15 protein-coding genes are annotated in these 19703 nt (G+C 66.9%); 11 read left to right on the top strand and 4 right to left on the bottom strand.

Annotation, left to right across the window (positions count from 1 at the left end; all coding sequences use genetic code 11):
• Positions 1–2391, bottom strand: a complete 2391-nt coding sequence (locus ACZ5PP_RS03155) for a cytochrome c (RefSeq protein ID WP_144312159.1) — start codon at positions 2389–2391, stop codon at positions 1–3.
• A 485-nt stretch (positions 2392–2876) separates the two neighbouring features.
• Positions 2877–4694: a translational GTPase TypA gene (gene typA / locus ACZ5PP_RS03150; protein WP_004301400.1), complete on the bottom strand. Its 1818-nt coding sequence runs from the start codon at positions 4692–4694 to the stop codon at positions 2877–2879.
• A gap of 121 nt (positions 4695–4815) precedes the next feature.
• Between typA and ACZ5PP_RS03145 the strand changes: the two genes are divergently transcribed.
• Positions 4816–5553: an S-methyl-5'-thioinosine phosphorylase gene (locus ACZ5PP_RS03145; protein WP_004301402.1), complete on the top strand. Its 738-nt coding sequence runs from the start codon at positions 4816–4818 to the stop codon at positions 5551–5553.
• Between the two features lie 25 nt (positions 5554–5578).
• Positions 5579–6085: a TIGR00645 family protein gene (locus tag ACZ5PP_RS03140; RefSeq protein WP_004301404.1), complete on the top strand. Its 507-nt coding sequence runs from the start codon at positions 5579–5581 to the stop codon at positions 6083–6085.
• Positions 6086–6124: 39 nt separating this feature from the next.
• Here ACZ5PP_RS03140 and ACZ5PP_RS03135 read toward each other — a convergent pair whose 3' ends face one another.
• Both ACZ5PP_RS03135 and map read right to left on the bottom strand, forming a co-directional pair.
• Positions 6125–8701 carry a [protein-PII] uridylyltransferase gene (locus ACZ5PP_RS03135; protein ID WP_287470952.1) on the bottom strand — a complete coding sequence of 859 codons (2577 nt, stop codon included), beginning with the start codon at positions 8699–8701 and terminating at the stop codon, positions 6125–6127.
• 22 nt (positions 8702–8723) lie between these two features.
• Positions 8724–9554, bottom strand: coding sequence for a type I methionyl aminopeptidase (gene map, locus ACZ5PP_RS03130; RefSeq protein ID WP_004301410.1), 831 nt, complete (start codon positions 9552–9554; stop codon positions 8724–8726).
• A 394-nt stretch (positions 9555–9948) separates the two neighbouring features.
• Here map and rpsB point away from each other — a divergent pair, with 394 nt between their 5' ends.
• The 9 genes from rpsB to bamA all read left to right on the top strand — a co-directional run bounded on the left by rpsB (position 9949) and on the right by bamA (position 19687).
• The gene (gene rpsB, locus ACZ5PP_RS03125) at positions 9949–10704 is read left to right on the top strand and encodes a 30S ribosomal protein S2 (RefSeq protein ID WP_004301412.1); all 756 of its coding nucleotides are present in this window, start codon (positions 9949–9951) and stop codon (positions 10702–10704) included.
• 165 nt (positions 10705–10869) lie between these two features.
• Positions 10870–11766: a translation elongation factor Ts gene (tsf, locus tag ACZ5PP_RS03120; protein WP_012585409.1), complete on the top strand. Its 897-nt coding sequence runs from the start codon at positions 10870–10872 to the stop codon at positions 11764–11766.
• Between the two features lie 10 nt (positions 11767–11776).
• Positions 11777–12490 carry a UMP kinase gene (gene pyrH, locus ACZ5PP_RS03115; protein WP_004301415.1) on the top strand — a complete coding sequence of 238 codons (714 nt, stop codon included), beginning with the start codon at positions 11777–11779 and terminating at the stop codon, positions 12488–12490.
• 18 nt (positions 12491–12508) lie between these two features.
• Complete coding sequence (gene frr / locus ACZ5PP_RS03110; RefSeq protein ID WP_004301417.1) at positions 12509–13066, top strand: ribosome recycling factor; 558 nt, start codon at positions 12509–12511, stop codon at positions 13064–13066.
• A gap of 52 nt (positions 13067–13118) precedes the next feature.
• Entirely contained in the window at positions 13119–13886 is a 768-nt protein-coding gene (gene uppS, locus ACZ5PP_RS03105; RefSeq protein ID WP_004301418.1) for a polyprenyl diphosphate synthase, read from the top strand.
• Between the two features lie 7 nt (positions 13887–13893).
• Positions 13894–14715, top strand: coding sequence for a phosphatidate cytidylyltransferase (locus tag ACZ5PP_RS03100; RefSeq protein WP_004301420.1), 822 nt, complete (start codon positions 13894–13896; stop codon positions 14713–14715).
• Positions 14716–14760: 45 nt separating this feature from the next.
• On the top strand, positions 14761–15963 hold the full coding sequence (ispC, locus tag ACZ5PP_RS03095) for a 1-deoxy-D-xylulose-5-phosphate reductoisomerase (protein ID WP_004301423.1): 1203 nt from the start codon (positions 14761–14763) through the stop codon (positions 15961–15963).
• On the top strand, positions 15960–17324 hold the full coding sequence (rseP, locus tag ACZ5PP_RS03090) for an RIP metalloprotease RseP (protein WP_004301425.1): 1365 nt from the start codon (positions 15960–15962) through the stop codon (positions 17322–17324). The genes ispC and rseP overlap by 4 nt, the downstream gene beginning before the upstream one ends.
• An 8-nt stretch (positions 17325–17332) precedes the next feature.
• Positions 17333–19687, top strand: a complete 2355-nt coding sequence (gene bamA, locus ACZ5PP_RS03085) for an outer membrane protein assembly factor BamA (RefSeq protein ID WP_004301427.1) — start codon at positions 17333–17335, stop codon at positions 19685–19687.
• Positions 19688–19703 lie beyond the last annotated feature (16 nt).

Genomic DNA, 19703 nt, shown 5'->3' with positions numbered 1-19703 from the left:
TCAAAGCGTTGCGAGGAAGGCGATCAGGGCGTTCTTGTCGGCCTCGGACAAGTCCTCGCCAAAGCGGTGGCCCGCGTTCTCGACCTCGGCGGTGCAACTGCTGTACACCTGCTTGATCAGGTAGGGGCGCGCGCGCAGCGCCTCGACCACGCCGTTCGGCTTACCGGTCACTTCCCGCGCGACGGCCTGGAGGTCGGCAAGCACCTTCCTCGCGCTCTCCTTGCCCAGGCGCTTGGCGAGGCTGCGCTCGAGCTCGTCGGGCGCGGTCTTCGCGCGCACGAGATCGACGATGAAGGCCTTGTGCTGGAAGTTGCCCAGCGTGCCGGCGGTCACGCCGCGGCCGTCGATCTCGCTCGGGATCGTCAGTTCAAAACCGAGCAGGCGTTCCTTGTCGGTGCCGTCCCATAGCCGCGGGCCGAGGCGCAGGGTCACGTCCTCGTTCAGCAGCGTCACCTTGGGGATGCGCTGGGCGGGATTGAGCAGCGCCTGCATCGACAGGGTGTACAGCTTGAATCGGCCTTCGACGCTCGGGTCGTACTCGAAGCAGGCGGGCTGGCGCTCGGCGGGCAACAGCTTGACATTGCTCGCATCGACGTAGCGCGGACGCTGGGCATAGAAGTCGTTGGCGGCGTTGTGCGGTTTGCCGCAAAGCTCGGGGCCGAGCGCGTTGTTGTGCAGGAAGGGGGCGTGCGCCCACAGGTTGAGCAGCGAGATGTTGCGGTAGTGGCCGCGGCCACCGTCGCCGGGTTCCTTGACGTTGGGGTCGGGCGGCTGTGCGCGCAGGGTTTCGGAGCCGTATTCCTGCCAGACGTGGCCGGCCATGTGGTTCGAGTGCAGGGCGCGGCAGCGGAAGGTGCCGACCTCGGACACTGCGGTGGGGCCATCGTTGCCCAGCCAGTCCTCGCGCAGCCCCGTCTTGAGGTCGAGCTTGTGGAAATCGAGGCCGGCAAGCTGGCCAGTCGCGGCCGCGGGCTGACTCGAGTGGCAGCGTGCGCAGCCATTGGCGAACACTTCACGGCCACGCGCGACCGCACCCGCTCCGAACGTGCGTTCGAGATCGGCGATCAGGTCCTGATCGGTGTAACGCGCGCCGGGGTTGGCAACCCGCAGCGTGTTCTCGCGTGCCTCGCGCAGGTCGGTGGCATGGCCTTCGGCCGACATGAAGAAGTCGAGAATGTTTCCCAAGCGGTCCTCGACGGCGCGGAAGTTCGGGCAGTCCCGCCTACACTGGCCGATGTCGAAGGGCGTCTGGCCAAAGCCGCGTTGTTGCGGATCGAGCTGGCGCAGGTCTGCAAGGTGATTGACCCAGCACTGCTCCGAGCACGAGCCGATGTTGAAGTACACGCGCTGGATGGCTTCGAGCGCGCCGATCGAGTCCTCACCGCCCTTGAGGATGTGGTGTACGGCTTCCTTGTGCAGGGACTTCTCCCAGCATTTGCCGTTGCGGCCCGGCTCGCACCAGCACCGGGTCTCGTCGACGCCCTTGGCGCAGGAGGCGGTCTTGCGCCACTTGATCACGGACTCGTTGGCGAAGGTCGGACGCTTGGCGAGATTGATCAGTGCGTTGATCGTGCCGGGATTGTTGACCTGGTCGGTCGGGATCGCCGAGGTGTCGCTGGTTCCCGGCCTGGCATGGGCGAACATCTGCCATTCGAGGGTGTTCGATGCCATGCCCGAGACCATGATCTCGGAGACGCGCGTGTATTGGTTGCCGATCAGCCCCTTGATGTTCTCCCATGCCGGGCGCGCCGGGTCAGCCGGGGGGTTGAGCGGATCGAAGGCGATGTGGCAGGAACCGCAGGAGGTGCCGATCAGGAAGGGGGGCTCGATGGCACCGTCCTGGAGGTGGGAGCGGGCCGCCTCGCCCCGGCCGCCGGCGGCGGCGATCGGCCGGTTATAGCCTTCCCAGGTGCCCGGGCTGCCGTTGAGCTTCAACCAAGCTGCGCGGTCGAAGCGCGGGTTCGGAAACTTGCGGATGCCCAGTGCGCCGGTCGAGGTGCCGAAACGCAGGTCGCAGGCGTCGTGGCGCTGGTCGGCTGGGCCATGCACATCGCCGGGCTTCAGCGCTGCATCGCGGAAGTCGCAGGCCGGATCGCGGTAGCCGCTGCGCCCGACATGGGGGAGGAGTTCCTCGTCGCCCGGACACCAGTCGAGACCGTAGGTCTCGTCCAGGCTCTTCGCCGGGCAGTCGGGGCTGCCGGGCACGCAGCAGGCCGGATCGTTGATGATGCCCCAGGCGCGGAAGCGGTCGCCGCGCTCGTCGCTGCGCAGCACGCGGAACCAGTCGATCAGCACGCCCACCCGCTGCTGGAACACGTAGGTGTGGAAGCGCTCGTTGCCGGCAGTGGCCTTGAACCAGATCAGCCGTCCGGCGCATTCGGACTCGTTCAAGCCTTCCCGCGCGCAAGCCTCGTAATATGGGAGGTCCTGGGCATGAATTCTTGCCGGCGTCGACGCGGGCGAGGCGGCGGGCGCATCAGCGATTGCCAGGGGAAGGGGCGGGGCGAGCATGGCGGCAATGAAGACAACGGCCGCCAACACCACCTGCGATGATGGACGCATCATGTTCGTTCTCCTGCTCTGTCGGATCGGCAGGGACGAAGGCATCCGAAGCGGACACCCGCAGGGACGCGCTGTGCAGATCGTCGGGCACAACTGCACCCGCGCTCTGCGCTTTGCGCAGCGAAGCTCTCTGTCGGTTCTGGGCGCGCATTACCGCGTGTCCGCGGCGCGCGCTCCATTCATTTGTGGTACTTCCGTGATAGCAGGAAAGCGGGCATTTGCAAACCGTGCGCTGCGTTTGTGGCAAGCGCCCGGATGGCAAGACGCCCCGCGGGCAGAACCGGCGGGGCGTCTTTCGTTCGAGCGGCCTGAGATCAGGACGCGTCGGCCTTGGCAGCGCGCTTGCGGTCGGTTTCCTTCAGGTGACGCTTGCGCAGACGGATGTTCTTGGGCGTGATTTCGACCAGCTCGTCGTCGGCGATGAACTCGATCGCAGATTCCAGGGTGAGCTGGATCGGCGTGATCAGGCGCACGGCTTCGTCGGTACCCGAGGCGCGCACGTTGGTGAGCTGCTTGCCCTTGATCGGGTTGACCACGAGGTCGTTGTCGCGGGTGTGGATGCCGATGATCATGCCTTCGTACAGCGCCTCGCCCGGGCTGACGAACATGCGGCCACGGTCCTGCAGGTTCCACAGCGCGTAGGCCACCGCGTCGCCGTCGTTCTGCGAGATCAGCACGCCGTTGCGGCGCTCGGCCATGGCGCCGGCCATCGGGCCGTAGTCGTCGAAGACGTGGCTGGCGAGGCCGGTGCCGCGCGTCATGGTGAGGAACTCGCCCTGGAAGCCGATCAGGCCGCGAGCCGGGATGCGGTATTCGAGGCGCACGCGGCCCCTGCCGTCCGGCTGCATGTCCTGGAGTTCGCCACGGCGACGGCCGAGCTCTTCCATGACGCTGCCCTGGTGGTCTTCCTCGACGTCGACGGTGAGCATCTCGTACGGCTCGCACTTCACGCCGTCGATTTCCTTGTACACCACGCGCGGGCGTCCCACCGCCAGCTCGTAGCCCTCGCGGCGCATGTTCTCGAGCAGGATGGTGAGGTGGAGTTCGCCACGACCGGAGACCTCGAACACGTCCGAGTCGCCGGTGTAATTGACGCGCAGGGCGACGTTCTTGAGCAGTTCCTTTTCCAGGCGCTCGCGGATCTGGCGGCTGGTGACGTACTTGCCCTCGCGACCGGCCAGCGGCGAGGTGTTCACCATGAAGTTCATGGTCAGCGTGGGCTCGTCCACCGCGATCGGCTTCATGCCTTCCAGACACTCCGGGTCGCACAGGGTGACGCCGATGTTGACCTGCTGGATGCCCGCGATCAGCACGATGTCGCCGGCCTCGGCCAGCTCGGAGGGTTTGCGCTCGAGGCCCTCGAAGGTGAGGATCTGGCTGACCTTGCCCTTGCCGCGGTTCTCTTCGCCGTACATGACGACGACTTCCTGGTTCGGGCGCACGCTGCCGCGCTTGATGCGACCGATGCCGAGCTGGCCCATGTAGGTCGAGTAGTCGAGCGAGCAGACCTGGATCTGCAGCGGGCCGTTGGCATCGACTTCCGGCGCGGGCACGTGCTCGAGGATGGCTTCGAACAGCGGGCGCATGTCCTTGCGCTCGTCGCCCTCGTTGATGACTGCGAAGCCGTTGAGGCCGGAGGCATAGATCACCGGGAAGTCGAGCTGTTCCTCGGTGGCGCCGAGCTTGTCGAAGAGGTCGAAGGTGTGGTTGATGACCCAGTCCGGGCGTGCGCCCGGGCGGTCGATCTTGTTGATGACGACGATCGGCTTGAGTCCCAGCGCGAGCGCCTTGCGGGTCACGAAGCGGGTCTGCGGCATCGGACCCTCGACGGCGTCGACCAGCAGCAGCACGCTGTCGACCATCGACAGGACACGCTCGACCTCGCCGCCGAAGTCGGCGTGGCCCGGGGTGTCGACGATGTTGATGTGGGTATCGCCATACTGGATGGCGCAGTTCTTCGACAGGATCGTGATGCCGCGTTCCTTCTCGATGTCTCCCGAGTCCATGACGCGTTCGGCGACCTGCTGGTTTTCGCGGAAAGTGCCGGACTGGCGCAGCAGTTGATCGACGAGGGTGGTCTTGCCGTGGTCGACGTGGGCGATGATGGCGATGTTGCGAATGGCGCGGGACATGGAGGAGGGCGGCGAAGTCTTTGAAAGGGCGAGGATTCTAGCACGTGCTGTGGCAGCGCAGCATGGATTTCTGAGGGGCGTGCTAGAATCGCGCGCCTCAGCCAAAGGAGGTCTCTTCACCATGCTCGCGATCATCGGCGGCAGCGGACTCACCCAACTGTCGAACATGGAGATCGAGCGCCGCGAGGTCGTGCGCACGCCCTACGGCGAGCCCTCCGGCGCACTCGCCTTCGGGCGCGTCTGCGACGAGCCGGTCGTCTTCCTCGCGCGCCACGGCTACGGCCACACCATCCCGCCGCACCTGGTCAATTACCGCGCCAACATCTGGGCGCTCAAGCAGGCCAAGGCCACCGGCATCGTCTCGGTGGCCTCGGTGGGCGGCATCCGCGCCGACCTGGCGCCGGGCACGCTGATCGTCCCGAACCAGATCATCGACTACACCTGGGGGCGCAAGAGCACCTTCTTCGAGGGCGGCGACACGCCGGTGCGCCACATCGACTTCACCGAGCCCTACGACGAGACCCTGCGCCACCGTCTGCTCGCGGCGATCGCCGCGGCCGGCGACAGCGCGATGGATGGCGGGGTGTACGCGAGCACGCAGGGCCCGCGCCTCGAGACCGCGGCGGAGATCGACCGCCTCGAGCGCGACGGCTGCGACATCGTCGGCATGACCGGCATGCCCGAGGCGGCGCTGGCGCGCGAGCTCGAGCTGCCCTACGCGGCGATCGGGGTGGTGGTGAACTACGCCGCGGGGCGCTCGTCGAGCGCGCACGGCATCCACTTCGACGACATCGAGCTGGTGTTGCAGGAGTCCATGGTGCGCGTGCGCGCCGTGCTGGAGGGGCTGTGCCATGTCTGATCGACCGGTCGAGGAGCGCGATGCGATGAAGCGGATCGAGAGCGGGTTCGAGCACGTGCTGTTCACCAGCCGCTGGCTGATGGCGCCGGTGTATTTCGGCCTCGTGCTGGCGATGGTATTGCTGCTGGTGAAGTTCTCCAAGGAGCTGTTCGGGCTGTTCGCGCAGATCTGGAGCGCCTCGGGCAGCGAGCTGATCATCGGCGTGCTGTCGCTGGTGGACGTGGCGCTGATCATGAACCTGCTGATCATCATCATGTTCAGCGGCTACGAGAACTTCGTGTCCAAGATGGAGGACCTGCACACCCACCGCGACCGCCCGGAGTGGATGGGACACATCGGCTTCTCCGACCTCAAGCTCAAGCTGATCGGCTCGATCGTGGCGATCTCCGGGATCGAACTGCTCAAGGCCTTCATGAACGCCCACAACCTCACCGACCGCCAGCTCGGCTGGATGGTGGGCATCCACGTGACCTTCCTGTTCTCGGGCCTGCTCTACGCCGCCATGGACCGCCTGGCGGGGAAGGGGCACTGAGCGCGCCGCGAGCGCATCCGGAGCGCGCCACGAGCGCGGCTAGACCTGCAGCCGCTCCAGCAGCTCGCGCTCGATCCTCAGCACCTGCGCGTCCTGGTTGAGCACGTTGCCGGTGAGCAGGAAGGTGTCCTCGACGCGCTCGCCCAGGGTGGCGATCTTGGCGGTGTGCAGGCGGATGCCGTGCTCGGCGAGCACCGCGGCGACGTCGTAGAGCAGGCCGGGGCGATCGGCGGCGGTGAGCGAGAGCACGTGATGGCGGCCGGCCTCGTCGGGACGGATGCTGACCTCCGGGCTGATCGGGAAGTGCTTGACCTGCCTCGACATTCTCCCGCGACTCGGGCGCTCGGGCAGCCCCGGTTTCTGCAGGCGGGCGGTGAGCTCGTGCTCGATCAGGATCACGATGTCGCGGTAGGCGGCCTGTTCGCCCGGGTCCTGCAGCATGAAGCTGTCGAGCGCGTAGCCGTGGCGGGTGGTGTGCACCTTGGCGTCGACGATGGTGAAGCCCATGCGCCCGAAGAAGCCGGTCAGGCGCACGAAGAGGTCCTTCTGGTCGCGGGTGAACACCATGACCTGCACGCCGTCCTCGTCCTCGGCCACGCGCGCCTTCACCACCGGCTCGTCGGATTCGGTGCGGTAGTACAACAAGCGGGTGTGCCAGGCGATCTCCTCGGCGGAGTGGCGCATGAAGTACACCGGGTCGAGCCGGGCCCACAGCGCGTCCTCGACGCCGGGGCGCAGGCCGTGGAAGCGCAACTGGCGGCGGGCGTCCTCGAGGCGGCCGTCGAGGCCGAGCGCCTCCTTGGCGGTGGCACCGCGCAGCAGGCGCTGGGTGGCGAAGAACAGATCCTCGAGCAGCTTGCCCTTCCAGCCGTTCCACACCTTGGGGCTGGTGCCGCGGATGTCGGCGTGGGTGAGCAGGTAGAGCGCGACCAGGCGACGCTCGTCGCGCACGACGTCGGCGAAGCGCTGGATGACCTCGGGGTCGGAGGTGTCTTCCTTCTGTGCGACCCGCGACATCGTGAGGTGTTGCTCGACCAGCCACACGACCAGTGCGGTGTCGTTCGCGTCCATGCCGTGCTGGGTGCAGAATTCGCGCGCGTCGGCCATGCCGAGCGTGGAGTGGTCGCCGCCGCGGCCCTTGGCGATGTCGTGGAAGAGCGCGGCGACGTAGAGCAGCCAGTGGCGCTCGAAGGCCATGATCAGCCGCGTCATCAGCGGGTATTCGTGCGCGTGCTCTCCCATCGTGAACCGGCGCACGTTGCGCAGCACCATCAGGATGTGCTGGTCGACCGTATAGACGTGGAAGAGGTCGTGCTGCATCTGGCCGACGATGCGCCGCCACGCCGGGATGTAGCGCGACAGGATGCCGTACTCGTTCATCTTGCGGAACACCCGCACGATACCGCGGCGCTGCTGCAGGATCTGCAGGAAGAGGACACGGTGCGCGGGGTCGGCGCGAAACGCGGCATTGACCTGATTGCGGTGGATCCACAGCGCGCGCAGGGTGCGCGCCGTCATGCCCTTGAGCTCGGAGCGCTGCTGCAGCAGCAGGAAGCATTCGAGCAGCGCGGAAGGGTGGCGCTCGAAGACGTCCTCGTCGCGGATGTCGAGCAGCTCGCGCACGACCTGGAAGCGCGCGTTGACCACGATCGCGGCGCCGCGGTCGGGGAAGATCACGCTGCCGTAGTTCTGCAGCAGCACGGTGTTGAGCTGCATCACCATCTTGGCGGTGACGTAGTAGCGCTGCATCAGCACCTCGGAGGCGCGCCGGGTGGGCGTGGCCTCGATGCCGAGGATGCGGGCGAGCTTTTCCTGGTGGTCGAAGAGCAGGCGGTCCTCCGCGCGCCCGGTGAGATGATGCAGGCGGATGCGGATGTGCTGCAGGAAGCGCTCGATCGCGCGCAGTTCGCCGGCTTCGCTGCCGGTGATGAGGCGGTGGCGGGCGAGGTCGCGCCAGCTGTGGCCAAGCCCGGCCGCGCGTGCGATCCAGCCCAGCATCTGCAGGTCGCGCAGCCCGCCGGGGCTCTCCTTGCAGTTGGGCTCGAGGGCGTAGGGCGTGTCGTTGAAGCGGGCGTAGCGTTGTTCCTGCTCGAGCAGCTTGGCCTTGTAGAAGGCGCGCACGTCGAGCGCTTCGCGGTAGCGCGCGCTCAGCTCGGCAAACAGCGCCGGGTCGCCGGCGAGCAGACGCGCCTCGAGCAGGTTGGTCTGCACGGTGATGTCGTCGGCGGCGGCGATCATGCATTCGTCGACCGTGCGCACCGCATGACCGACCTCGAGCCCGCAGTCCCACAACGCGCCGACCAGCGCCGACAGGCGCGCCTTCAGCGCCTCGTCGGGCGGTGTGGATAGCAGCACGAGCAGGTCGACGTCCGAGGCGGGGAAAAGCTCGCCGCGCCCATAGCCGCCCACCGCCACGAGCGCGGCGGAGGCGGGCATCGCGCACGCCGTCCACAGGCGGACGAGCTCGTGATCCACCAGTCGAGCGCGGCCCTTGAGCAGGATGGAGGTCTGCGGCCGCCCCTGATAGGCGTCGCGCAGCTGCGCCGTGCCCTCGACGAGACGTTGGCGTGCCGTGGTGGCAAGGGTGTGCAGCTCGTCGGTGAGGGCGTCGTTCATGTGCGGGCCTGCGACGGATTCTTCAGCCAGCCGTTGCGAAACGGGCAGCGACGAGCTCGGGCGGGGGCGGGCACCCGGCGGAAAGGGTGAGCACCTCGACACCGGTCTCGGTGACCACCACCGTGTGCTCCCACTGCGCCGACAGGCTGCGGTCCTTGGTGACGATGGTCCACCCGTCGGGCAGCTCGGAGATCGCCGCCTTGCCGGCGTTGATCATCGGCTCGATGGTGAAGATCATGCCGGGCTCGAGCGTGGGGCCGGTGCCGGCCTTGCCGTAGTGCAGCACCTGCGGTTCCTCGTGGAACTTGCGCCCGATGCCGTGGCCGCAGAACTCGCGCACCACCGAGAAGCCGTTGCCTTCGGCGTGCTTCTGGATCGCGGCGCCGATGTCGCCGAGGCGGCCGCCGGGCTTGACGGTGGCGATGCCCAGCCACATGCACTCGTAGGTGATCCGCGTCAGGCGGCGGGCGACGATGCTGCACGCCGAGTCCCCGCCGAGCAGGAACATGCGGCTGGTGTCGCCGTGGAAGCCCTCCTTGATCACCGTAATGTCGAGGTTGACGATGTCGCCCTTCTTGAGCGCCTTCTCGCCCGGTACGCCATGGCAGACCTGGTGATTGACCGAAGTGCAGATCGACTTGGGGTAGGGCTTGTAGCCGGGCGGTGCGTAGTCGAGCGGGGCCGGGATGGTGCCCTGCACGTTCACCATGTAGTCGTGGCAGAGGCGGTCGAGCTCCCCGGTGGTCACGCCGGGGACAACGAACGGCTCGATGTAGTCGAGCACCTCGGCGGCGAGCCGGCAGGCCACGCGCATCTTCTCGATCTCTTCGGGGGTCTTGATGACAATGCTCATTGTTGTGTGTTCTGTGTCGGGGCGGGAAAGCGGGAAGGCTATCGCAAGCGCCGCGCCGCAGCAAACCCGGTATCCGCGCAAACCGCATGCCAACCGATGCCTTCGCCATTTCCGCGGCGGGTACCCGCGAGGCTTGTGTCGGCCTGGGTTTCAATCCGCTTCAGCCTTGAGCACGATGCGGCCGGCGTGATAACATCGTGGGCTTGTCTGCATGTGCAGGCAAAATCCGCACGCCTTGCGGCACAGGGTCCTTCCGGGGCCTGCTCGACATCCTGCGTTCCGGCTCCGGCCGGGACGGGGACGCGCAAATCCCGGGGGGCAGCGTGGTGAACCGGTTTCCCGGTCGCCCATCCGCGAGGCGGAGGTTCAACCCTTGTACAGTTTGGAGCAACACATGTCCGTCACGATGCGTCAGATGCTGGAAGCCGGCGTCCACTTCGGTCACCAGACCCGCTTCTGGAACCCGCGCATGGCCCCCTACATCTTCGGCCAGCGCAACAAGATCCACATCGTCAACCTCGAAAAGACGATGGCGAAGTACAACGAAGCCATGGAGTTCGTGCGCAAGCTCGCCGCGAACCGCGGCAACATCATGTTCGTCAGCACCAAGCGCCAGGCGCGCGAGATCATCGCCGAGGAAGCCCAGCGCGCCGGCATGCCCTACGTCGACGAGCGCTGGCTCGGCGGCATGCTGACCAACTTCAAGACCGTCAAGCAGTCGATCAAGCGCCTCAAGGAAGTCGAGGCGATGATGGAAGACGGCTCGATCGAGCGCCTGTCCAAGCGCGAGGCGCTGACCGTGCGCCGCGAACTCGAGAAGCTGCAGAAGTCGATCGGCGGCATCAAGGACATGGGCGGCCTGCCCGACGCGCTGTTCGTCATCGACGTCGGCTACCACAAGATCGCCATCACCGAAGCCCAGAAGCTCGGCATCCCGGTCGTGGCCGTGGTCGACACCAACCACTCGCCCGAAGGCGTGGACTACCTGATCCCGGGTAACGACGACTCCTCGCGCGCCATCCGCCTCTACGCCCGTGGCGTGGCCGATGCCGTGCTGCAAGGCCGCAGCCAGGTGCTGCAGGAAATCGTCGATGCCGGCGGCGACGAGTTCGTCGAGGTCGAGGAAGAAGGCTCGCAGGAACAGGCCTGATCCTCAGCGAAGGGGGCCCGCGGGGCCCCTTTTGCAATCCGGGTGGCGCTTGCGAATCCCGCAACGTGCGCCCCGCACAATTCCCGATGTCGCGCCGATGGCCCTCCGGTGCGCTGCGCGGCATCCGCGTTTCGAATGTCAAACCGAACCTATTCAGGAGCTAGCATGGCGGAAATCACCGCAAGCATGGTCAAGGAACTGCGCGAGAAGACCGACGCGCCGATGATGGAATGCAAGAAGGCGCTGGCCGAAGCCGCCGGCGACATGGGCAAGGCCGAAGAGATCCTGCGCGTCAAGCTCGGCAACAAGGCCTCCAAGGCCGCCGCCCGCATCGCCGCCGAAGGCGTGGTCGGCATCGACATCTCGGCCGACGGCAAGCTCGGCTCGATCATCGAGGTCAACTGCGAGACCGACTTCGTCGCCAAGAACGACGACTTCCTGGCCTTGGTGCAGAACTGCGCCGGCCTCGTCGCCGCCAAGAGCCCGGCCGACGTCGCTGCCCTGTCGGCGCTGCCGCTGGGCGAGGGCACCGTCGAGTCGACCCGCACCGCGCTGGTCGGCAAGATCGGCGAGAACATGTCGATCCGCCGTTTCGCCCGCATCGAGGCCAAGGGCAAGCTGTTCTCCTACATCCACGGCGGCGCCAAGATCGGCGTGCTGCTGGACGTGGTCGGCGGCGACGAGCAGCTCGGCAAGGACATCGCGATGCACATCGCCGCGTCCAAGCCGAAGGCGCTCGACGCCTCGGGCGTGTCGCAGGACCTGATCGATGCCGAGCGTCGCATCGCGATCGAGAAGGCCCGCGCCGACAACAAGCCCGAAGCGATGCTGGAAAAGATCGCCGACGGCACCGTGCAGAAGTTCCTCAAGGAAGTGACCCTGCTGGCCCAGGTCTTCGTGAAGGCCGAGGACGGCAAGCAGACCATCGAGCAGCTGCTCAAGGCCAAGGGCGCCTCGGTCGCCGGCTTCACGCTGTTCATCGTCGGCGAAGGCATCGAGAAGAAGGTCACCGACTTCGCCGCCGAAGTGGCCGAACAGGCCGCCGCTGCCGCCAAGAAGTAAGGAGAAGAACGTGTCCGCCGCCTACAAGCGCATCCTGCTCAAGCTCTCCGGCGAAGCCCTGATGGGCGACGACGCCTACGGCATCAACGAGGAGGTCGTCAGCCGCATCGTGTCCGAGGTCGCCGAGATCAGCCGTCTCGGTGTCCAGGTCGGTGTGGTGATCGGCGGCGGCAACATCTTCCGCGGCATGAAGGGCGCGGCCTCCGGCATGGACCGCGCCACCGCCGACTACATGGGCATGCTGGCCACGGTGATGAACGCGATGGCGCTCGCCGACGCGATGCGACGCATGGGGCTCGAAGCGCGCGTGCAGTCCGCGCTGCGCATCGACCAGGTGGTCGAGCCGTACATCCGCGGGCGCGCGATCCGTCATCTCGAGGAAGGCCGCGTGGTCATCTTCGCGGCCGGTACCGGCAACCCCTTCTTCACCACCGACACCGCCGCGGCGCTGCGCGGCGCCGAGATCGGTGCGCAGATCGTTCTCAAGGCGACCAAGGTGGACGGCGTCTATACTGCGGATCCGAAGAAGGACCCGCAGGCGCAGCGCTACCATCGCATCAGCTTCGACGAGGCGATCGGGCGCAACCTGCAGGTGCTCGACTCGACCGCGTTCGCGTTGTGCCGCGACCAGAAGCTTCCGATCAACGTGTTCTCGATCTTCAAGCCCGGCGCGCTCAAGCGTGTGGTGATGGGCGAGGACGAAGGCACGCTGGTCCATTCCTGACCTCCGGAGAGGGCTTGCATGATTTCCGAACTCAAGAAGAACATCGAGCAGAAGATGCTGAAGTCGGTCGAGGCGCTCAAGACCGACCTCGCCAAGGTGCGCACCGGCCGCGCCCACACCGGCCTGCTCGATCACGTGATGGTCGAGTACTACGGTTCTATGGTGCCGGTGAACCAGGTCGCCAACATCACCCTGATCGACGCCCGCACGATCGGCGTGCAGACCTGGGAAAAGCCGATGCTCGGCAAGGTCGAGCGCGCGATCCGCGACAGCGACCTCGGCCTCAACCCCGCGAACATGGGCGAACTGCTGCGCGTGCCGATGCCTGCGCTCACCGAGGAGCGCCGTCGCGACCTCACCAAGGTGGTGCGCCACGAGGGCGAGACCGCCAAGGTGGCGATCCGCAACCTGCGCCGCGACGGCAACCAGCAGCTCAAGGATGCGGTCAAGGACAAGGCGATCTCCGAGGACGACGAGCGTCGCGGCGAGGACGAGATCCAGAAGCTCACCGACCGCTATGTAGCCGAGATCGACAAGCTGCTCGCCCAGAAAGAGCAGGAACTCATGCAGATCTGATCCGCGTGCGCGGATCGGCTGTATCGTCAACGGGCACGACAGGAGGCGGAGCATGATCGGAGGGCTGTTCAGGAGTTCCACCCGCGACATTCCCGACGTCTCGCAGGTGCCGAAGCACATTGCCGTCATCATGGACGGCAATGGGCGCTGGGCGCGCAAGCGCATGCTGCCTCGCGTCGCGGGGCATGCGCGCGGTGTCGAGGCGCTGCGCGCCACCGTGCGCGGCTGCGTCGATCGCGGGGTGGAGTACCTCACCGTGTTCGCGTTCAGCTCCGAGAACTGGCGCCGCCCGCAGGACGAGGTTTCTTTCCTGATGCAGCTCTTTCTGAAGTCGCTGCAGAAGGAGATCCGCCGCATGCACGACAACGACATGCGCTTCCGCGTGATCGGGGACCTCTCGAAGTTCGATCCGCGGCTGGTGGACATGATCCGCGAGGCCGAGACGCTCACCGCCGGCAATGGCGGACTCAACTTCACCGTCGCGGCCAACTACGGCGGTCGCTGGGACATTCTCGATGCGATGTCGCGCCTGATGGCGCGCGAACCGGGGCGCCTGGAACGCTTCACCGAAGATGAGATCGCCTCCGAGCTGTCGATGAGCTTCGCGCCGGAGCCCGATCTCTTCATCCGCACGGGTGGCGAGAAGCGCATCAGCAACTTCCTGCTCTGGCAGCTCGCCTATACCGAGCTCTACTTCACCGACGTGCTCTGGCCCGACTTCGACGACGGTGCGCTCGGGCAGGCCATCGGCTCCTATCAGGGGCGGGAGCGGCGCTTCGGCCGCACCAGCGAGCAGCTCAAGGCCGACGCCGGGGAATAGGGCCTCCATGCTCAAGGATCGCGTCCTCACCGCAATCGCCTTGCTGGTCGGCCTGCTGGCGGCGGTGTTCCTGCTGCCGGCATCGGTCTGGCTCGTGCTCTGCGCAGTCTTGTGCGGTGCGGCGGCGTGGGAGTGGGGCGCGCTCGCCCGCTTCGAGCGCGGGTTGCGCGTGTCCACGGCGGTCGCCTTTGCCGCCGCATCCGCGTTCCTGGGTTGGAGCGCGGGGCTGGGCAGCGGCGAGCTCGGCGGTGCTGCGGCCGTGGTGCCGCTCTATGTCTTCAGCGCGTTATTCTGGATCTTCGTCGTGCCGATGTGGCTGCGCGGCAAGTGGGCCTTGTCCAACCCGATGCTGGCTTCGCTGGTCGGCTTCGTCGTGCTCGTGCCGACCGCGCTGGCAATGATGCAGCTGCGCACGATGGGCCCCGGGGTGCTGCTCGGAACCATGGCCGTCGTCTGGGTGGCCGACATCGCCGCCTATTTCAGCGGCCGCGCCTTCGGCCGTCACAAGCTGGCCCCGGCGATCAGCCCGGGCAAGACTTGGGAGGGCGCCGCAGGTGGCGTGCTGGCGGTGCTGGCCTTCGGCTTCGGCGTGCTCGCGATGCGCGGCGCGGAATTCGAGGGCGGCGCGCCGGTGATCGCCGGCGTCCTGCTGGCGTGGACCGCGGTGAGCATCGTCGGCGACCTCTTCGAGTCGCTGCTCAAGCGTCAGGCCGGCCTCAAGGACAGTGGCAACATCCTGCCCGGCCACGGCGGCATCCTCGACCGCATCGACAGCCTGACGTCGACGCTCCCGCTCGTGGCGCTCGGCGCGGTGTGGCTCGCGCGCTGATCCTCCACGGCTTCCGCCGTGCTCCTTCCGCAACGGATTCTCCCCATGCCTGACCCCGCACCGCAGCGCCTGACCGTCCTGGGCGCAACCGGCTCGATCGGCCAAAGCACGCTCGATGTCGTCGCCCGTCACCCCGACCGTTTCGAGGTCTTCGCGCTCAGTGCGCAGCGCCAGGATGACAAGCTGCTCGAGCAGTGCCTGCGTTTTTCGCCGCGCTTCGCGGTGATGGGCGATGCGACCGCTGCCGAACGCCTGCGCGCGGGATTGCGCGCAGCGGGTCGCGACACCGAGGTGCTATGCGGTGAAGAGGCGCTCGAGCGTGTCGCCGCCGCCGACGAGGTGGCCATGGTGATGGCCGCGATCGTAGGCGCGGCCGGCCTGCGCCCGACCCTGGCCGCCGCGCGCGCGGGCAAGAAGGTGCTGCTGGCCAACAAGGAGGCCCTGGTGCTGTCGGGCCGCTTGCTGATCGATGCAGTGGCCGCAAGCGGGGCGGTCCTGCTGCCGATCGACAGCGAGCACAACGCGATCTTCCAGGCCCTGCCCGCCGGCTACGCGCGCGAACCCGCGCGCGCCGGCGTGCGCAGGGTGTTGCTGACGGCCTCCGGCGGCCCCTTCCGCACGGCGCCGATCGATTCGCTCGCGAATGTCACCCCCGAGCAGGCCTGCGCCCATCCCAACTGGGTCATGGGACGCAAGATCTCGGTCGACTCCGCGACCATGATGAACAAGGGCCTGGAGGTCATCGAGGCGCATTGGCTGTTCGGCGCCCCGGCGGACATGATCGAGGTGGTCGTGCATCCGCAGAGCGTGATCCACTCGATGGTCGACTACGCCGACGGCTCGGTGATCGCACAGCTCGGCAACCCCGACATGCGCACCCCGATCGCCAACGCCATGGCCTGGCCCGAGCGCATCGACGCGGGTGTGCGCCCGCTCGACCTGTTCGAGATCGCCCGCCTCGATTTCGAACGTCCGGACTTCGCCCGCTTCCCCTGCCTGAAGCTGGCCTTCGACGCGCTGCGCGCCGGCGGCACGGCGCCCGCCGTGCTCAACGCCGCCAACGAGGAGGCGGTCGCCGCCTTCCTCGACCATCGCATCGGCTTCCTCGACATCGCCGCCGTGATCGCAGCGAGCCTGGAACGCAGCCGGCCGGGCGCGGTCGATTCGCTGGAGGCGGTTTTGGCCGCCGACGCGCACGCCCGCGAACTCGCGCGGGACGAGATCTCCCGACTTCGCCGCGACCGATGACTCTCTTCGATTACCTGGTTCCCTTCGCGCTTGCCCTCGGCCTGCTCATCCTCGTCCACGAACTCGGCCACTACCTCGTGGCACGTTGGTGCGGGGTCAAGGTGCTGCGCTTCTCGATCGGCTTCGGCAAGCCGCTGCTGCGCCATACCGCCGGCAGCGACGGCACCGAATGGGTGCTCGCCGCGTTCCCGCTCGGCGGCTACGTCAAGATGCTCGACGAGCGCGAGGCGCCCGTAGCGGCACCCGAGCTGCACCGCGCCTTCAACCGCCAGAGCGTGTATCGGCGTTTCGCGATCGTCGCCGCCGGGCCGCTCGCCAACTTCCTGCTCGCGATCGCCCTCTACTGGGGCCTCTTTGTCGGCGGCACCGAGGAACTCAAGCCTCGCGTGGCGTTGTCCGACACGCCGGCGATCGCGCAGGCGGCGGGGGTGCGCGAGGGCGACCTCGTGATCGCGGTGGACGAGGAGCCCGTGCGCAGCTGGCAGGACCTGCGCTGGGTGCTGCTGCGCCACGCGCTCGACAACCGCGAGGTGGTGCTGCGCGTACGCACCCTGGAGGACGTCGATGCCTTCCGCCGCATGGATCTCTCGGGCGTGGCGATCGACGAGGGCAACACCGACCTGATCGCGCGCCTCGGCCTGCGCCCCTGGCGTCCGGCGCTTCCGGCGGTGATCGGCAGGATCGCGGATGGCAGCGCTGCCGAACGTGCGGGACTGCAGGTCGGGGATCGCGTGCTGGCGATCTCGGGCACGGCGGTCGCGGCCTGGGCCGACCTCGTGCGCCTGGTGCGCGAGGCGCCCGGACGCGCGCTCGACTTCGAGATCGACCGTGCGGGCGGGGTGGTAGGGCTTGTGGTGACCCCGGACGCGGCCGAGGAGGGCGGGGCGCGGATCGGCCGCATCGGCGTGGGGGTGGGCGAAGCCGCAACGGGCGGCATCGAGATGTTCGGCGAGATCCGCTACGGTGTGCTCGAAGGCCTCGCGCGCGCGGTTCGGCAGACCTGGGAGACCAGCGTGCTGAGCCTCAAGATGATCGGCCGCATGCTCACCGGCGAAGTGTCCTGGAAGAACCTCTCCGGACCGGTCACGATCGCCGACTATGCAGGTCAGACCGCCCAGCTGGGTTTGGCGCACTACCTCAAGTTCGTGGCCTTGATCAGCATCAGCCTGGGGGTCCTGAACCTGCTGCCCATCCCGGTTCTGGATGGGGGGCACTTGTTGTACTATACGGTCGAAATCATCAAGGGCGGTCCGATCCCGGAGCGCATCATGGAGGTCGGTCAGCAGATCGGCCTCGCCCTCCTGGTGATGTTGATGGCATTCGCCTTCTACAACGATCTCAATCGTCTTATTTCCGGCTGAACTCCCGCATGAATCGCAAGCTCCTGCCCGGGCTCCTGGTGGCCCTTTTTGCCGCAGCGCCGGCCCTCGCCTTCGATCCCTTCGTGGTCAAGGACATCCGCGTCGAGGGCATCCAGCGCACCGAGGCGGGCACCGTGTTCAACTACCTGCCGGTCCGCGTCGGCGAGACCTTCACCGAGGCGCAGGCCGCCGATGCGATCCGCGCGCTGTTCGCCACGGGTTTCTTCAGCGACGTTCGCATCGAGACCGAAGGCAACGTCATCGTGGTGGTGGTGGACGAGCGCGCAGCGATCGCCGACATCACCTTCGACGGGGTCAAGGAGTTCGACAAGGACGCGCTCAAGAAGGGCTTGCGCGAGGTCGGCCTCGCCGAATCGCGCATCTTCGATCGCTCGTTGCTCGAGCGCGCGGAGCAGGAACTCAAGCGCCAGTACCTCTCGCGCGGCAAGTACGCGGCCACGGTCACGACGACCGTCACGCCGCTCGAACGCAACCGTGTCGGCATTAACTTCAAGGTGGACGAGGGGGGCGTGGCCAAGATCCGCCAGATCCGCATCGTCGGCGCGAGGGCTTTCGAAGAAGAAGATCTCCTCGACGAGATGCAGCTCACCACGCCCGGCTGGTTGACCTGGTACACCAAGAACGACCAGTACTCCCGCCAGAAGCTCTCGGCCGACCTGGAGACCTTGCGCTCCTGGTACCTGAACCAGGGCTACCTCGACTTCAACATCGACTCCACCCAGGTCTCGATCACACCGGACAAGCAGGACATCTACATCACGGTGAACATCACCGAGGGCGAGAAGTACACCGTCACCGGCGTGCGCTTCACCGGCGACCTGATCCTTCCCGAGGCCGAATACCAGGCGCTGACGAAGATCCGACCGGGCGAGACCTTCTCGCGCGAACGCCTGACGGAGACCACCAAGGCGATCACCGACCGCCTTGGCAACGAGGGTTATGCCTTCGCCAACGTCAATGCCGCGCCGGAAGTCGACAAGGTCAAGCGCGAGGTGGCCTTCACCGTATTCGTCGATCCGGGTCGGCGGGTTTATGTGCGCCGCATCAACGTCGGCGGCAACACCAAGACGCGCGATGAGGTGGTGCGCCGCGAGATGCGCCAGATGGAAGGGGGCTGGTACGACGCGGCGGCGATCAACCGCTCGCGTACGCGCATCGACCGCCTCGGCTTCTTCGACGAGGTGACCGTCGAGACGCCGGCGATACCAGGCACGACCGACCAGGTCGACGTGAACTTCACCGTCAAGGAACGCCCGACCGGAAACCTGATGCTCGGCGCCGGTTTCTCCAGCTCCGAGAACATCGTGCTGTCGGCGTCGATCTCGCAGCAGAACCTGTTCGGCAGCGGCAACGCCCTGACGCTCGGCCTCAACACCAGTCAGTCCAGCCGCACGCTCGCGCTGTCCTTCACCAACCCCTACTACACGGTGGACGGCATCAGCCTGGGTTGGGACCTGTACCACCGCACCTACGACGCCGACGAACTCGACTCGGTGTCGCCGTACAAGACCGTCTCGACCGGCGCCGGTATTCGGCTCGGCTGGCCGATCGCGGAAGACGACCACGTTAACTTCGGGCTCACCGCCGACCGCACCGAGATCACCACCTACAACGCGAGTCCGCTGCTCTACAAGGATTTCTGCAAGGAAAACGGCCTCGACAACCCCAGCGGCGTCGGCGACTGCACGGTTGACAGCCTGCTGTTGACCGTCGGCTGGTCGCGCGACGGTCGCGACAGCTTCACCTATCCCCGCAGCGGCGTGTATCAGCGTGTCTATGGCGAGGTCACCGTCCCGGTTGGCGATCTGCGTTACGGCAAACTCGGCTACCAGTACCAGCACTGGTTCCCGATCGGAACCGACTACGCCCTGATGCTCAACGCGGACGTCGGCTACGCCAAGGGCTTCGGCGGCAAGGACGTACCCTTCTACAAGAACTACTACGTCGGCGGCATCGGCTCGGTACGCGGCTTCGACCAAGGCTCGGTCGGCCCCAAGTACAAGGATACCGACGGCGACATCAGCTCGACCGGCGGCACCCGCAAGGCCGTCGCCAACGCCGAGTTCTTCTTCCCGATGCCGGGCGCGGGCAAGGACCGTTCCTTCCGCATCTCGGCCTTCCTCGATGCCGGCTACGTCTGGGGCAGGGACGAAGAACCGCTCGGCGGCGGCACTTTCGTGGATCAGAACATCCGTTTCAGCGATCTGCGCTACAGTACCGGCTTGGCATTCTCGTGGAGCTCGCCGATCGGCCCGCTGAAGTTCAGCTTCGGCCATCCGCTCAAGAAGGAAGAGAACGACGAGATCCAGCGGTTCCAGTTCCAGCTCGGCAGCGTGTTCTGAGCTGCGGGCGAAACAG

Source organism: Thauera sp. DNT-1, from assembly GCF_055393985.1.
Note: the sequence above shows the minus strand (reverse complement) of the source record. Positions and strands in the feature narration are given on the sequence as shown.